This window comes from Streptomyces sp. NPDC001056 (genome assembly GCF_053598955.1).
The window spans coordinates 55,207-70,562 of sequence record NZ_JBSFLI010000039.1; the positions used below are offsets into that span (position 1 = coordinate 55,207).

A 15,356-nucleotide genomic window follows, 5' to 3' on the forward strand; every position below is an offset into this window, starting at 1 on the left:
AAGTGAGGGGCGCCGGCCTTGGGCCGGCGCCCCTCCCCGTCGTCCGTCAACGAGTGCTTGTGGCGTACTGGTCCGACGACAACTCGAACACCCGTACACGCCGACCGCCGGTGGGATTGACGGTCTCACGGACCGGACGCATCCCCAGCTTGGTCATGATCCGTTCGGAGGCGTCGTTGCCCACCTGAGCGATGCTGACGATCCGCTCCAGCCCCCGCTCTTCGAACCCGAACCGCACAGCGGCCGCGGCGGCCTCGGTGGCCAGGCCCTGCCCCCAGTGGGAACGCCCCAGCCGCCAGCCGACCTCGACCGCCGGCAGTACCTCCGGCAAGAAGTCGGGCACCGAGAGGCCGGTGAACCCGGCCAGCTCGCCAGTGGACCGGATCTCCACGGCGAACAGGCCGAAGCCCCGCGACTCCCACTCGCTCTCCCATGCCCGGATCCCGCCGCGAGTCTGCTGTTCGTCGCGGACGCTGCCGTCCCGGATCCACCGCATGACCTCGGGGTCGGCGTTGATGGCAGCCATGGGCGCGACGTCTTCCTCGCGCCAGCGACGCAGGATCAAACGGGGAGTCTCCAGCGTGACCATCCGAACATCCTGGACCACGCGAGGGGCCTCCGCCATCCTCGCCGGACACCCGGCCCCCGCGCCGGCCTCGCCATGGCCTGACGATGAAGCACTGTGGTCCACATCACATTCGGTTCCTGTCAGGAATCGGCGCGCTGTTCCGCTCACGTCACCGGAAGGCAAGCGAACCGACGGGAGCATCACATGAAGCACCGCATCGTCGTCCTCGGCGCCGGCTACGCCGGGTGTTACACGGCCGGGGTCCTGGCCCGCCGACTGTCCCCGGCGGACGCCGAGATCACCGTGGTGAACGCCGTGCCGGACTTCGTCCAGCGGCTGCGGCTGCACCAGCTCGCGGCCGGGCAGGCGATCGAGGCTCCACCGCTCGCCGACGTGTTCGCGGGCACGGGGATACGGCTGCGCGTGGCCCGGGTCACCGCGGTCGACCCCGAGCGCCGGGTCGTCGCCGTGGCCGATGCCGACGGCGGCGGCGAGCTCGGCTACGACACGCTCCTGTACGCGCTGGGCAGCCACGGCGACGACCACGGCGTCCCCGGTGCGGCCGAGTACGCCTTCGATGTCGCCGCCCGGCCGTCGGCGCTGCGCCTGCGCGAGCGCCTGGACAGCCTGGACGGCCTGGGCGGGCGGGGTGAAAGCCCGAACGTGGTGGTCGTCGGCGACGGGCTGACCGGTATCGAGGCCGCCACCGAGATCGCCGAGTCCCGGCCCGGCGTGTCGGTGGCGCTGGTCGCCCGCGGCGAGCTGGGCGCCCGGCTGTCCGCCGGGGCTCGCGGCCACCTGCGCCGGGCCTGCGACCGGCTGGGCGTCACCGTCCTGGAGCACACCGTCGTCGAAGCCGTCGAAGCGACGCGGGTGGTGTGCGCCGACGGCACCGCCCTGGCGTCCGACGCGACCGTGTGGACGGCCGGGTTCGCGGTCGACCCCATCGCCGCCGCCGGCGGGCTGGAGGTCACCGGGAACGGCCGGATCGTCGTCGATCGCACCATGCGGTCGACGTCGTACCCGAACGTCTACGCCGTCGGTGACAGCGCCTACGCCATCGGCGACAACGGCCGGCCGCTGCCCATGTCCTGCGCCTCGGCCGGCTACACCGGCATGCAGGCCGTGGCCGCGATCGTGGGACGCCTGACCGGCCGCGCGATCGCGAACACCAAGCTGGACTACCCGGGCAACCACATCAGCCTCGGGCGGCGGGACGGGATCCTGCAGAGGGTCGACGACCAAGGGCAGGCGAAGCCGAAGTACACGGGTGGACGGAAGGCCGCGCGGATCAAGGCGGGCATCCTCCGGATGTCGCTGTGGGCCGGCGCGCACCCGACCTTCGGACTGCCGAGGCGCAAGCTTCGCCTGGTCCCCGCGCCGGATGCGTCCGCCGGGCAGACGGCCGCGCACGCCGACAAGGCGGCCGCGTAGCCGTCTCGCAGGGCGATCCGCGTGGACGGCACCGCCACTGATCGCTTCGAGGCGAGCCGGGACCGGCTGGCCTCGCTGGCGTACCGGCTGCCGGGCTCCGCCACCGACGCCGAGGACGCCGTGCAGGACGCGTTCCTGCGCCGGCAGGCCGCCGACCGGCGGCGGATCACGGTGCCGGAGGCGTGGCTGACCAAGGTCGTCACCAACCTGTGCCTCGACCGGCTCCGCTCGGCGCACGCCCGCCGCGAACGCAGCGTCGGCGCCTGGCTGCCCGAACCGCTCCTCGACGGCGACCCGATGCTCGGCCCGGCCGACACTTTCGAGCAGCGCGAATCGGTCTCCCTGGCCGTGCTGACGCTCATGGAGCGCCTGTCACCCGTCGAGCGGGCCGTCTACGTGCTGCGCGAGGCATTCTCCGACAGCCACGCCGAGATCGCCGAGATCCTCGACATCACCGAAACGGCAAGCCAGCAGCACTTCCACCGGGCTCGACGGCGCATCACCACCGCGCGCCGTGGAGGCGGGGGCGAGGTCGATCCGGCATCCGCCCGCAGGATCGTCGAGGAGTTCCTCGCCGCCGCCTCGTCGGGACGCACCGAACGCCTGGTCGCGCTGCTCACCGACGACGCGACCGCGGTCTCCGACTCCAACGGTGCCGGCCCGGTCGGCAAGCTGCTGCGGTACGACACCCCGCAGCGTGTCGCCGCTGTCGCACGGGCCGGCTTCAAGCCCGCCCCGGCGAAGCGCTGGCTCGTCGGCGGCCCGCCCACCGCCCACCACGCGGTCGTCAACGGCGCCCCCGCCCTCCTCTTCGTGCTCGGCGACCACGTCGTCGGCGCGGTCACGTTCGACATCGCCGGCGGCAGGATCGCCACCGTGCGCGGCATCGCCGCCCCCGCCCGTCTCGCACGCGTCGCCGAAGCCTGGCGGAGGCGCGACCCGGACGCGGCCTGATCAGAGCGTGAAGAAGGGGCGGCACCATTCGGGGCCTCGTCGCGGCGGTGAGGGCATGGCGCGGGTGCTTGAGCGGTGCGTCGCGCGAAGCGGTCGGCCCGGGAGAGCCGGGCACAGGGCCGACCGGTGCTCGGTCACGGTCGGCCTGGCGCCGGTCGCGGCGGTCGGGACCGGCGCGGACATCCCTCTGGTCCGGCCGTTTGGCGGTGGCCGCCGCGCGGGGCCGGAAGGCGTGCGGCAGCCGTCCGGCGTGGATGGGGCTCACCCTCACCCGCCACCCGCGCACGGTCCTGGCAGCGCACGCCCGTGCCGTCAGCGGGCGCGGCCCATGACGCGGGTGAAGGTCTCCGGGTCCTCGTGGAAGCCGCGGACGCCGGGGTGGAAGATCCACTCGCCGGAGTCGTTGCGGACGAACTCGGCGATGATGGCGGCCGTGGCGTCGTGCACCGAGGTGAAGTCGTCCTCGGACAGGACGGTGTAGCCCTCGCGCACGCGCATCGCCGGGTTGAGCACACCCGAGAACGTCCGCCGGGCGGGCTGCTGCTGGATGACGACGCCCACCACCACGCGGGCGAAGCGCTCGCTGAGCCGGTCGACCTCCAGGGTCATGACCTCGTCCCAGCCGAAGCCCCGGCCGTCGGTGCTGTCGCGGTTGAGGAAGATCGTGCCGTCGGGCGAACGGCTGTCGAAGTGCACCAGATAGGCCGGGGCACCGTACGGGTCGCGCGCTTCGAACGTCGCGGCGATGATGTCGAGATCGGTGGGCGCCGTACCCGTGGGACTGGGGTCCCACTTGACTGCGACCTCGACCTTGCGCATCCCCTTGCTGAAACCGGTCACCGGGCCTCCCCTTCCCTGTGGCACCGCGTCCCCAACTCCCGTTCGGTCGGGGATTCTTGCCCATCGTGCCATGTACACGGGTCCCTGCGCGCGGACGAACTCCACCGGAGCGTGACCGGCGCCACGCCCGGTGGCCTTACGATGGCGCGGTGCTGGTCAAGTGGATTCGCTGCACCGTGGTGGACCGCCGGGGGTTCGAGCGGGGGCAGCGGAAATGGGCGGGGCTCCCGGGAGAGCCGGGTTTCCGGGGACAGGGCGGGGGCTGGAGCCGGCGGCGGCCGGAGGTGGCGCACATCGTCGCCTTCTGGGAGAGCCGCGCCTTCTACGACTCCTTCATGGCCCGCTCCCACGACCGGCTGGCGGCCGCCCAGGTCGGCACCTTCAAGGACGCCCAGGTCAAGCTGTTCGAGTACCGCTTCGACGTGAAGACCGGCTTCGAGCCCCGCTTCACCGACTCCGACCTGGTCAGACTCGCCCTGTGCCGGGTCCACGAGGAGCGGGTCGAACACTTCACCCTCATGCAGGAGAAGGTCTGGAACCCCGCCATGGCGGGCTCGCCCGGCATGATCCGCGGCATGTTCGCCGAGGCCCCGGAGCAGGAGTTCCTGATCCTGTCGATGTGGCGGGCGGCCGCCGAGCACGGCAAGTACCGCACCGAACGGGTGGAACGCCTCGCCCTGCGCGCCCAGACCGAGGCCGACATCGCGGCCCTCTCCGGCGACATCGTGGACCTGGAGCCGACGTGGACGGTCTAGCACCCCGGGATTCCGGCCGGTCGGTCCGGTAACCGAACCTGTGATCTACGCCGTACGGGACCGGTACGGGTGCTCGGTTCGCGGCGGCTCGCTCTAGGGTTTCGGCATGGCACGACCACGGCGCATCGTCCTTGTCCGGCACGGCGAGTCGACGGGGAACACCGACGACTCCGTGTACGAGCGCGAACCGGACCACGCCCTGGCGCTGACCGAGCTCGGCCGGCGGCAGGCCGAGGAGACCGGCGAACACCTCCGGGAGCTGTTCGGCTCCGAACGCGTGAGCGTGTACGTCTCCCCCTACCGCCGTACCCACGAGACCCTCCGCGCCTTCCGGCTCGACCCCGACCTCATACGCGTCCGCGAGGAGCCCCGGCTGCGCGAGCAGGACTGGGGCAACTGGCAGGACCGCGACGACGTACGCCTGCAGAAGGCGTACCGGGACGCCTACGGCCACTTCTTCTTCCGGTTCCCGCAGGGCGAGTCCGGCGCCGACGTCTACGACCGGGTCGGCGGCTTCCTGGAGAGTCTGTTCCGCAGCTTCGAGGCCCCCGACCACCCGCCCAACGTGCTCCTGGTGACCCATGGGCTCGCGATGCGGCTGTTCTGCATGCGCTGGTTCCACTGGACCGTCGCGGAATTCGAGTCGCTGTCCAACCCGGGCAACGCCGAGATGCGGATGCTGGTGCTCGGCGAGGACGGCCGCTACACACTCGACCGGCCCTTCGCGCGCTGGCGTGATCCGGTGCCGGACTGGGCCACCGGATAGAGTGGCGGAGCGATGACCGCACACTCCTCCCCCCGCGGACGCCATGAGCGTGCCCTGGCGAGCCTGCGTGGACTGGCCGTCGGGGACGCCCTGGGCGCCCAGTTCTTCGTCCCCGCCCATCACGCCCTGCTGAAGCGCCGCGAGCTGCCGGCCGGGCCCTGGCCGTGGACCGACGACACCGAGATGGCCTGCTCCGTGGTCGCCGTGCTCGCCGCGCACCAGCGCATCGACCAGGACGCCCTGGCCCGTTCCCTGGCCGACCACCACGACCCGGACCGGGGCTACGGCCCCACGGCGAGCCGGCTGCTGAGCCTCGTCCGCCAGGGCGAGGACTGGCGCGGGCCCGCCGCCGCCCTCTTCCACGGGCGGGGCTCCTGGGGCAGCGGCGCGGCGATGCGGACCGCGCCCCTGGGTGCCTGGTACGCGGACGACCCCGAGCAGGCCACCCACCAGTCGGAGATCTCGGCCTACCCCACGCACCAGCACCGGGAGGCGGTCGTCGGCGCCATGGCGGTGGCCGCGGCCGCGGCGCTCGTCGGTTCGCCGGACGGCCCGCCCGCGCCCGAGGCACTCCTCGACGGCGTGATCGCGCTGGTCCCGAAGAGCGCGGTCGGCCAGGGCCTGCGTCGCGCCCGGGACATGCTGGACTACGGCGACGCCGTCACGGTCGCCGCCGTGCTGGGCTGCGGCCGCCGCAGGACGGCCCATGACACCGTGCCCTTCGCCCTGTGGTCCGCCGCGCGGGGCCTCGGCGACTTCGAGACGGCGTTCTGGACGACGGCCCAGGTGGGCGGGGATGTGGACACCACCTGCGCGATCGTGGGCGGCGTGCTCGCCGCGAGCGAGGCGGGGGCACCGCCCGCCGAGTGGGCGCAGCGGGCGGAGGCGTTGCCCGACTGGGTGCCGCGAGCGCTCTGACGGGCGCGGCGCACCCGACCAGCCGTACCCGAAGGGGACTTGGACCGGTCAGACGTGCTCCACGGTGGCGATGCCGTGCAGCAGTACCTTCAGGACCGCCTGGAGCTCGTCGTCCAGTTCGCCCGTCCTGCCGCTCTGCGCGTGCTGCGACCAGCGGTAGAGCGCGCCGAAGTAGACGTCCCGCAGGAGGTTGCCGACGCGTTCGGGCACGAGGCCGGGGGCGAGTTCACCGGAGCGGGCGCCGGACTCGATGATGTCGGCGAATATCTGGGCGACGTACGGTTCCTCGCTCAGCGGCCGCCCGGCCTTCACCCACGCGGAGAGCATGGCCGCGGTGACCTCCTGCTCCTCCTCGTTGATCCGGGCCAGCACCGACATGCACCGCACCAGCTGGGCGACGGCGTGCGAGGTGTGGGGGTCTTCCCGTTCCAGATAGTTGAGCAACTTGGTTCGCCGCTCCTCCCCCCAGGCGCTGATGACGTCTTCCTTGCGCTGGAAGTAGTTGAAGAAGGTGCCCCGGGCGACATCGGCGCGTTCGGCGATCTCGTCCACCGATGTGCGGTCGTAGCCCTGCTCGGTGAACAGGGCCAGCGCGGATGAGTAGAGGCGTTCTTTGACGCGCTGCTTGTTGCGTTCGCGTCGACCGGGCGACTGCGTCCCGCCTGACGGACCAGGAGCCATGTTCATCTCCGCTTCACGGGCCTGACAACGACTGGAAGTATCGAGGCTTCGACACGATTTTTATACCACAGTCTAACTATGGGAGCGAGTTCGACTTCACGATAAGTGCCGGGGCCGTCACGCCAGTTCGACGCGACGGCCCCGGTGAACGCTGCTGCCCGGCCCGGCCTACACGGGCGCGGCCTCCACCGTCAGGCTGCGCGCGATCCGCTCCAGGCTCTCCGCGCCCAGCAGCCGTCCCGCGGTGATGTCCACGCCGCAGCCGGTCTTCAGCTCTTTGCGCAGCTGGAGCGCCATGAGCGAGTCGAGCCCGAGATCACGCAGCGACCGGCGCGGGTCGAGATCGGCCCGCGCGACACCGAGCACCTCGGAGGCGGCGGCGAGGACGGCGTCGGCGGGGGACGCGGTCGGGCGCTCGGTGTGGGCGGTGACCCGGTGCGCGGTGCCGGTGTTCGCGGTGACCACGTGTGCCGGGTCGGTGTGCGCGGTGGTCACCGCCGGGGCCGGGGTCGGGGTCGGGGTCGGGGCCGTGGTCGCGGCCCGGTGCTCCGCCCGGCGCGGCGCGGTCGGCTCCGCCGGGTTGCCGCCGAGCCGGAGTCCCCGCCGGGCCGCCGGTGGCCGGATCAGCGTGGCGAACCGGGACAGCAGCGGGCGCGCGGGCCCGAGCCGGGGCGCGCCCAGCCGGGCCGGCAGCGCGCGGACCAGGGAGGCCGCCGGGCGCTCCGGTCGTCCGGGGTGTCCCGGGCGGCGCAGGGTGATCCCGTTGAACTCCGCCAGCACCCGTCCGTCCCCGTCGAGCACCAGCACCTCGCCGCGCACCTGGCCCGTATCGGGCCCGGGGATGACGACGGCCAGGCTCCAGAAGTCGTCCGGCAACTCGCCGTAGAGCTGGACGCTGTCGATGCCGGTGGGCAGGAAGCCGCGGTCCTCCTCGTCGGCGCGCCGCGCCTCGGGCCAGGCCGCCACCAGCGGGAGCAGCGCCGTCTCCCACAGCCCGGGTGCCGGTTTGGCCGGCCGGATCCGCGCCACCGCCTCACCGCGTCGGCGCCACAGCTGCTCCACCGCGCCGGACGCCTCGCCGATCTCCAGCCCGTAGCCGCCCGCCAGTTCGCGGAATCCGGCGGCGGACAGGTATCCGTGGCAGCGGGCCAGGGCGTCGTCCAGCGCGCGCGGCGCCCGGCGCCCGGCGCTGTCGTCCACCGGGCACAGTGACGCGGAGGAGCAGAAGACCCGCTCGGCACCGTCCGGCTGCTCCAGTTCCACGACCGCCCGCCAGGAGTCGCCGGACCGTTCCAGGGCGACGGCGAGCACGGCCGCGCCGGGGTCCGGGAGGAGGACCGGGGCGGGGGCGAGCCGTAAATCCCGGACCGCGAACGTCCCGGGAAGGTTGCGCGCGGCCGTGTCGAGGACGGCGGCGACCTGGACGGCCGGCGGCAGGACGGTCGTTCCGGCCACACTGAGCTGCTCCGCCCACGTGGCGATGCCCCACCGGCCCAGCTCCACCCGGCCGGTCAGGACGCTCGACGCCGGGCGCGGGGCGGCCTGCGCCTGCCGGAACTCGGTGCGCTCCCACGGGTAGTGGGGGAGGGGCACCGGCCGCACGGGATGGCCGTACCACCGTGTCCAGTCCACCCGGCCGCCCGCCGCGAAGAACCGGCCCGCCGCACGCAGGAGTTCGGCCGCCTCGTCGGTGTTGCGGCGCAACGAGGGCACGGCGGTGCCGGGCGCCCCGTCGTGGGCGAGGGTGTCGACGACCGAGGAGGTGAGCACCGGGTGGGGACTGATCTCCAGGAAGACGTTCTCCGACGCCTCCTTCCCGGCGGCGAGTTGTCGGACCGCCGCGCGGAACCGCACGGGTTCGCACAGGTTGTCCGCCCAGTACCCGGCGTCCAGTTCGGGCCCCGCCAACGGCGTGCGGCGGACGGTGGAGAACAGTCCGGTATGGGCCGACATCGGGGTCAAGTGGGCGAGATCGGCGGCCAGTTCCGCGTGCAGCGGGCGCATCTGCGGTGAGTGCGAGGCCACGTCGACGTCCACCAGCCGGCACAGCACGCCGTCCGCCTCCAGGCGGGCCGAGAGGTCGGCGAGGGCGTCCGGGTCGCCCGCGAGCACCGTGCAGGTGGGGGAGTTCTCGGCGGCCACGCACACCGAGGGGGTCCGGGAGACGGCCTCGTGGGCCCGGTCGGCGGACAGCTCCACGACGAGCATGGCGCCCCCGCCCGCCACGCGCCGCATCAGCCGGCTGCGACGGCAGATCACCGCGGCAGCGTCCCGCAGCGACAGCGCGCCGCTGACGCAGGCCGCCGCCACCTCCCCCATGCTGTGCCCGACACACATCTCCGGCTCCACGCCGAGGTCCCGCCAGGCCGCCGCCAGGGCCACCTGCACCGCCCACAGGGTGGGCTGGACGATCTCCACCCCGCCGGGGAAGCGGTCGGTGTCCCGGGTCAGCAACTTCTCGACCGACCAGCCGAGTTCCTCGCGGACGGCCTCGTCGCAGGCGCGCAGCGCGGTGCGGAAGGTCTCGTTCGAGGCGAGCAGCCCGCGGCCCATGCCGAGCCACTGCGAGCCCTGACCGGAGAAGACGAAGACGGTGCGGCGGGGGCCGCTGAAGCCCGCCTCGCCGAAGCCGCCGTCGGCGGTCTGCTCACCGTCCGCCAGGGCCCGCAGCGCGGTGGCCAGTTCGTCGTGCGAGGTGCCGGTGGCCCACAGCCGGTGCGGGCCCGCGTCGCGGCGGGTCGCCGCGGTGGCGCAGATGGCGCCGAGCGCCTGGTCGCGGCCCGCGCCGTCCGGACCGAGGTGATCCGCGTACGACCCCGCCAGCCGGCGCAGCGCGGCGGCCGAGCGGGCGGACAGGACCAGGAGGTGGGGACCCTCGGGCGCCCGCTGCTCGGCCGGGTGCCGGTCGTCGACGAACTCGCCCACGACCACATGGGCGTTGGTGCCGGACAGGCCGAAGGAACTGACGCCCAGCAGCCCCTGGGGGCCGGCCTTGGCGAGCGGGGTGTTCTCGGTGACGACGCGGACGGCCGGCCGCTCGCCGGTGAGCAGCGGGTGCGGGTCGGACAGGTGCAGGGAGGCGGGGATGACGCCGTGGCGGGCGATCAGCACCGTCTTGATCAGTCCGGCGATGCCCGCGGCGGCCTCGGCGTGCCCGATGTTGGTCTTCACCGAGCCGCAGCGCAGCGGCCGTTCGCCGCCCGCCGCCTCCGCCAGCGCCCGCAGTTCCACGGTGTCGCCGGTGGGCGTCCCGGTGCCGTGTGCCTCGACGTAGTCCAGCTGGGCCGGTTCGATGCCCGCGCTGCGGCAGGCGTCGCGGAGCATCTGGGCCTGGCCGGAGACCGCGGGCTTCAGCAACAGCCCGCTGCCCTGGCCGTCGTTGGTGACGGCGCTGCCGAGCAGCAGGGCGAGCACGGGGTCGCCGTCGCGCAGCGCGTCCGGCAGCGGCTTGAGGACGACCGCGCCGACGCCCTCGCTGCGCACGAACCCGTCGGCCGAGGCGTCCCCGAACCGGCACCGCCCGTCCGGGGACAGCATGCCGCCCTGCGAGTAGGCGATGGAGTCCTGCGGGGACACGATGATGTTGACGCCCGCCGCGATGGCCAGGCTGCTCTCCCCGGTCAACAGGCTCTGCCGGGCGGCGTGCACGGCCACCAGCGAGGAGGAGCACGCGGTGTCCAGCACCAGGCTCGGGCCGCGCAGGTCGAGCGCGTAGGAGACCCGGCCGGCGGTGACCGCCCGCAGGCGGCCGCCCACGGTGTCGCGGACTCCCGGGCCCTCCTCCGGGCGGCCGGACTCGCCGTACTCGGCGGTGGCCTGTCCGACGAAGACACCGGTGCGGGAACCAGCCAGGCCGGCCGGCGCGATTCCCGCCGATTCCAGTGCCTCCCATACGACGTGCAGCAGGATTCGTTGCTGGGGGTCCATGCTTCTGGCCTCGACCGGCGAAATCCCGAAGAATCCCGCGTCGAACGAGAACGCGTCGTCGAGGAAACCGCCGTCCCGGGACACGGTCTTTCCCGGGGAGGGTGACCGGCCGGCGTAATGGTCGTCGATGTTGAATCGGTCCTCGGGGATCCGGGAGACGGCCTGGGAGTTGGCCATCAGGAGATCCCAGAATTCCTCGGTGTTGTTGGCGCGAGGAAAACGGCACCCCATACCGACGACGGCAATGGGGGCGCCACCTGCGCACGGGAAGCGCTCCACGTACGTTCACCTTCGATCAGAGCCGATGAGAACAAACACGACCGCCTCGCCGTGGGAGGGCAGGGCGGGTTGAGGTGCGCGGTGCAAGTGCGATGCAAAGTTACACCGCCAACCAAGATTGACCAGAGGCTCATGACCGCGTCTCAAGACCTGTCTCAATACGCGAGACGGGCTGCGGTGTTTCGTTCCTACATGTCCCTGTTTTGCGGCCTCTGTACTGTGATCCAGATCACCGAGAACTTGTACTTGCGTCTTCTTATGCATGGAAGTCTACTCTTGTCTCTGCGTTTATGAATGATCAGCAGACCACGACGGGGGAGCGAGATGTCTGATGCGCCGTTAAGGTCCGGAGTCGTCGCGTACGCCGGTTACGGCACCGATCCCGTCGACGCGCTGCCCGACTGGTCGGACGCGCTCGCCGGGGTCGTCGACCTCTCGGCGCGCGAGCACCAGGTGTTCCTGATGCTCGGCGCCGGCCATTCCAACCGCAGCATCGCCACACGGCTCCGGGTGACCGAGCGCACCGTCAAGGCACATGTGGCCCAGGTCCTCAGCAAACTCCGGGTGGAATCCCGGCTGCAGGCTGGTCTCGTCGCACACGCCTACCGCGTCATGAACGAAAGTCCAATTCACAGCCCGCGGCACTCGGGATAGAAATGGTTCCCGGCGCACCACTCCGGATCGCGTCGGAGCGGCTGAGCCGTCCCCGAGGCGGCCAGGGGACTCATCATGCCCTCCTGGTCCGCCTGTTGCCGCGGCGTCACCCGTAGTACGCCGTCGGCAGAGTTCTCTTTCCCATTCCCTCGCGGAATTCCGCAGCCATTTCGGCCTGCGCTGCTGGAACGCACACTCCCCGGACAAGGAGATGACGCGTGTCCCTCACCGATGTCGAGATCAGGAGCGCCCGTTCGGACGGTGCTCCCGAACCCGCCGACCCCCGGGAAACCATGCGGGCCCTGCCCGGTTTCCTCCAGTACCCGCTCACCGTCCTCACCGGCAAACCGCTGGCCGAGCAGACCCGGCTGCCGTGGACCCCCACCTTCCACCTGGCGGCGGCGGCCTTCGCGATGCTCGCCGGCGCGGCCGTCTCCTCGGCCGCCTGGGCGCTCGGCGGCTGGTGGCTCCTCGCCCTGCTGCCCGGCTGGGCACTGACCCTGCACGGACTGCGCAACCTGCGCATGATGGTCTACCACCAGTGCTCGCACCGGAACATGTACCGGCGCAGGCGGCTGGACACCGCCATCGGACGGGCCATCTCCAGCCTGCTGGTCATCCAGAACTTCGAGCGCTACAGCCGTGAACACGTCAGCGACCACCACGCCGCCCATCACATGACGCTGCGCGACCCCACCGTCCAGGCGTTCCTCGTCAGCCTCGAACTGCGCCCCGGGATGACACGGGGCCAGATGTGGCGCCGGGTGACCGGCAAGCTGCTGTCCCCGCGCTTCCACCTCGCCTTCTCCGTCTCCCGGGTGCGCTCCTTCTGGAGCACCGCCGCGCGCAGCGAGAAGGCCACCGCCGTGACGCTCTACGCGGCCCTGGCCGCCGCCACCATCGCCACCGGCACCTGGCCCGCCCTGTTGCTCGCGTGGTTCGTCCCGCTGCTGCCCCTGTTCCAGGTCAGCAACACCCTGCGGCTGTGCGTCAAGCACACCTTCCCCGAGGCCGGCACCGAAGTCCGGCGCGGCCGCGACTACTTCGCGGGCCTGACCAACGCCATCTTCATCGGCGAGCCCGCGCCGTCCGCGGCGCTGCCGGCCGGTCGCCGCGCCCTCGCCTGGACCCGCTGGGCGCTGCGCATGCTCTTCGTGCACGCCCCGACCCGCTACCTCGTGCTCACCGGCGACACCGTGGTCCACGACTACCACCACCGCTACCCGTCCAGCCGGGACTGGGCCGACTACCTCTTCGCCCGCAAGCGGGACATCGAGTCGGGCCACAAGGGATGGCCGGAGTACCGCGAGGTGTGGGGCCTGGTCCCCGCCATCAACCACGTCTTCGACTCCCTGGCGGACGCCGACCCGGCCGAGTACGACATCGCCCGGCTCCCGCAGGTGAGCAAGCGCGAGCTCTTCGCAGCCTTCGACGACTGAGACGCGCACCGCGCCGGCCGACCGTCACCACCCCGGACAGCACCGCCGACCGGCTGCCACCCCGACCCGCACCGCCAGCCAACCGCCCCCCACCCCGGAGGAGTACCCATGCAGCAGCGGAAGATCATCTTGGGAGTGGCCGCGAGCGACGCCCACGCCGTGGCCAACCACCTGATCGCCCACGCCCTGCGCGGTATCGGATACACCGTCGTCAATCTCGGCACCTGCACCCCGGTCGAGGAGTTCGCGGAAGCCTGCCGTGAGCATCCCGATGCCGAGGCGGTGGTCATCGGCAGCCTCAACGGACATGTGCACGAGGACCTGCGCGATCTGGCCGCCGCCAAGGCCGAGGGCGCGATCCGGTGCCCCGTCGTCGTCGGCGGGAACCTGTCGGTCGGCAGCAGGAAGGACCCCTCCGCCCTGGAGCGGCTCTACCGGCTCGGCGTCGACCGCATCGTGAGCGACCCGGCCGCGCTGCCGGCCGTCCTCGACGAGCTGCGTGCCGCCCGCCCGGCGGCCGAGCCGCTGCTGGCCGTGTCATGAGCAGCAAGGTCGTCCTCCTCGGCGCGGACCGCGCCGGGGAGGCCCCCCACGGCGACCGGGCCCTGCCCTCCCTGGAGGAATCCGTCGCCTACGTCGCCGGCCTCGGCAAGCCCACCGCCGCCCAAGTCCTCCAGAACGCACGCGAGTCCGGCCGGGTGGCCATCCAGCCCCGGTGCGGCGTCGGCGGCCACGAGGAGATGAAGGCCCTGCTGCGGGACCTGGAGACCGAGGCGGCGCCTGACCTCCTCACCCTGACCATCGACTCCCACACCCGGCTCAAGCGGTTCGAGCAGGCCCTGCGCACCCTGAACCGCGACCCGAAGGACCTCAACGGCTACCCGCTGGTGACCCACGGCTGGCAGCGCGGCCGGGACCTGAACGAGTCCGTCGCCGCACCGCTGGAGATCCGCCACGGCTCGCCCGACGCCCGCGCCCTCTTCGACGTCTCGGTGGCCTCCGGGATCACCTCGTTCGAGGGCGGCGGCATCTCGTACAACCTGCCCTACTCCAAGGCCGTCCCGGTCGCGGAGTCCCTCGCCGCCTGGGAGGACGTGGACCGGGTCTGCGGCCGGCTCGCCGAACTCGGCCTGATCGTCGACCGGGAGCTGTTCGGCACGCTGACGGCCGTCCTGGTCCCGCCCTCGATCAGCCTCGCGATCAGCGTCGTGGAGGCCGTGCTCGCCGCCCGCGCCGGGGTGCGCTGCATCTCCGTCGCCTATCCGCAGAGCGGTCATCTGGTCCAGGACGTCGCCGCGCTGCGCACCATCCCGCTGCTGGCCCGCCGCTATCTGCCGCCCGGCGTCCAGGTCCACGCCGTCTTCCACGAGTTCATGGGCGTCTTCCCCAAGGGCCGCGCCCACGCCGAGGACCTCATCTTCTACGGTGCCCTCGTCGCCCGGCTCGGCGGCGCCTCCAAGCTGATCACCAAGACCTACCAGGAGGCGTACGGCATCCCCGACACCCGGGCCAACATCGAGGGCCTCAGGCTCGCCGCCCGCGCCAACTCCCCGCTGCTCGACTTCGTGGCGGTGGACGCGGACCGGGTCGCCGAGGAGCGGGAGTGGATCCTCGCCGAGGTGGCCGACATCGTCGAACCCCTGCTGGAGCAGGCGGACCTGAAGGCCGCCGTGGCGGACGCGCTGGAGCGCGGCACGCTGGACATCCCGTTCAGCGCGAGCCGTTACGCGAAGTCGGAGGTCATCCCGAAGCGGGACGCGGAGGGCGCGATCCGCTATCTGTCCGCCGGGTCGCTGCCGCTGTCCGAGCGCGCGTTGCGCCGTAACGACGCGTTGCTGCGACGAGACGCCCGAGCCGGCGGCGGTGCCATGGACCCCGGACTCCGCTCGCTCCTCGCCGATCTGACCGGAGACATCAACTACTTCCTCACCGTGTTCGGTGAGACCGACCGCGAGGGGACGTCGTGACCATCGCCGTGGAGCCCGCCGCACTTCAGCGCGAGCGGAGCCTCGAACAGACCCGGAGGCCCCAGCGGACCCGGACCCTGGACCGGGTGGTCATCCGGTTCGCGGGGGACTCGGGGGACGGGATGCAGCTGACGGGGGACCGCTTCACCTCGGAGACCGCCTCGTTCGGCAACG

Annotated in this window: 13 protein-coding genes; 9 read left to right on the forward strand and 4 right to left on the reverse strand. The window is 72.4% G+C overall.

Annotated elements, in window-relative coordinates; genetic code table 11:
• Positions 1-46: 46 nt before the first annotated feature.
• The gene (locus tag ACWDD7_RS32290; RefSeq protein ID WP_450459991.1) at positions 47-589 is read right to left on the reverse strand and encodes a GNAT family N-acetyltransferase; all 543 of its coding nucleotides are present in this window, start codon (positions 587-589) and stop codon (positions 47-49) included.
• Between the two features lie 183 nt (positions 590-772).
• Between ACWDD7_RS32290 and ACWDD7_RS32295 the strand changes: the two genes are divergently transcribed.
• Positions 773-2,002 (forward strand): NAD(P)/FAD-dependent oxidoreductase, encoded by a 1,230-nt coding sequence (locus tag ACWDD7_RS32295; RefSeq protein ID WP_450459992.1) that lies wholly within the window; start codon positions 773-775, stop codon positions 2,000-2,002.
• 21 nt (positions 2,003-2,023) lie between these two features.
• Positions 2,024-2,956, forward strand: coding sequence for a sigma-70 family RNA polymerase sigma factor (locus ACWDD7_RS32300; protein WP_450459993.1), 933 nt, complete (start codon positions 2,024-2,026; stop codon positions 2,954-2,956).
• A 312-nt stretch (positions 2,957-3,268) separates the two neighbouring features.
• Here the strand turns inward: ACWDD7_RS32300 and ACWDD7_RS32305 are convergent, their stop codons facing one another.
• The gene (locus ACWDD7_RS32305; RefSeq protein WP_351878293.1) at positions 3,269-3,796 is read right to left on the reverse strand and encodes a TerD family protein; all 528 of its coding nucleotides are present in this window, start codon (positions 3,794-3,796) and stop codon (positions 3,269-3,271) included.
• Between the two features lie 149 nt (positions 3,797-3,945).
• On the opposite strand from ACWDD7_RS32305, the gene ACWDD7_RS32310 reads away from it, so the two are divergent.
• From ACWDD7_RS32310 to ACWDD7_RS32320, 3 genes are all read left to right on the forward strand, one after another.
• A complete protein-coding gene (locus ACWDD7_RS32310; RefSeq protein WP_450459994.1) occupies positions 3,946-4,551 on the forward strand; it encodes a YdbC family protein in 606 nt (201 codons plus the stop codon).
• A gap of 106 nt (positions 4,552-4,657) precedes the next feature.
• Complete coding sequence (locus ACWDD7_RS32315) at positions 4,658-5,317, forward strand: histidine phosphatase family protein (protein WP_392216811.1); 660 nt, start codon at positions 4,658-4,660, stop codon at positions 5,315-5,317.
• A gap of 12 nt (positions 5,318-5,329) precedes the next feature.
• Positions 5,330-6,235: an ADP-ribosylglycohydrolase family protein gene (locus ACWDD7_RS32320; protein ID WP_450459995.1), complete on the forward strand. Its 906-nt coding sequence runs from the start codon at positions 5,330-5,332 to the stop codon at positions 6,233-6,235.
• A gap of 48 nt (positions 6,236-6,283) precedes the next feature.
• Here the strand turns inward: ACWDD7_RS32320 and ACWDD7_RS32325 are convergent, their stop codons facing one another.
• Entirely contained in the window at positions 6,284-6,916 is a 633-nt protein-coding gene (locus tag ACWDD7_RS32325) for a TetR/AcrR family transcriptional regulator (RefSeq protein WP_450459996.1), read from the reverse strand.
• Between the two features lie 168 nt (positions 6,917-7,084).
• Entirely contained in the window at positions 7,085-11,122 is a 4,038-nt protein-coding gene (locus tag ACWDD7_RS32330; protein WP_450459997.1) for a type I polyketide synthase, read from the reverse strand.
• A gap of 324 nt (positions 11,123-11,446) precedes the next feature.
• Here ACWDD7_RS32330 and ACWDD7_RS32335 point away from each other — a divergent pair, with 324 nt between their 5' ends.
• From ACWDD7_RS32335 to ACWDD7_RS32350, 4 genes are all read left to right on the forward strand, one after another.
• Entirely contained in the window at positions 11,447-11,776 is a 330-nt protein-coding gene (locus ACWDD7_RS32335) for a helix-turn-helix domain-containing protein (protein WP_392216817.1), read from the forward strand.
• 218 nt (positions 11,777-11,994) lie between these two features.
• Positions 11,995-13,215 carry a fatty acid desaturase gene (locus tag ACWDD7_RS32340; RefSeq protein WP_351878314.1) on the forward strand — a complete coding sequence of 407 codons (1,221 nt, stop codon included), beginning with the start codon at positions 11,995-11,997 and terminating at the stop codon, positions 13,213-13,215.
• A 108-nt stretch (positions 13,216-13,323) separates the two neighbouring features.
• On the forward strand, positions 13,324-13,758 hold the full coding sequence (locus ACWDD7_RS32345; RefSeq protein ID WP_351878316.1) for a cobalamin-dependent protein: 435 nt from the start codon (positions 13,324-13,326) through the stop codon (positions 13,756-13,758).
• The gene (locus ACWDD7_RS32350) at positions 13,755-15,182 is read left to right on the forward strand and encodes a methylaspartate mutase (RefSeq protein WP_392216819.1); all 1,428 of its coding nucleotides are present in this window, start codon (positions 13,755-13,757) and stop codon (positions 15,180-15,182) included. The genes ACWDD7_RS32345 and ACWDD7_RS32350 overlap by 4 nt, the downstream gene beginning before the upstream one ends.
• Positions 15,183-15,356: the final 174 nt, after the last annotated feature.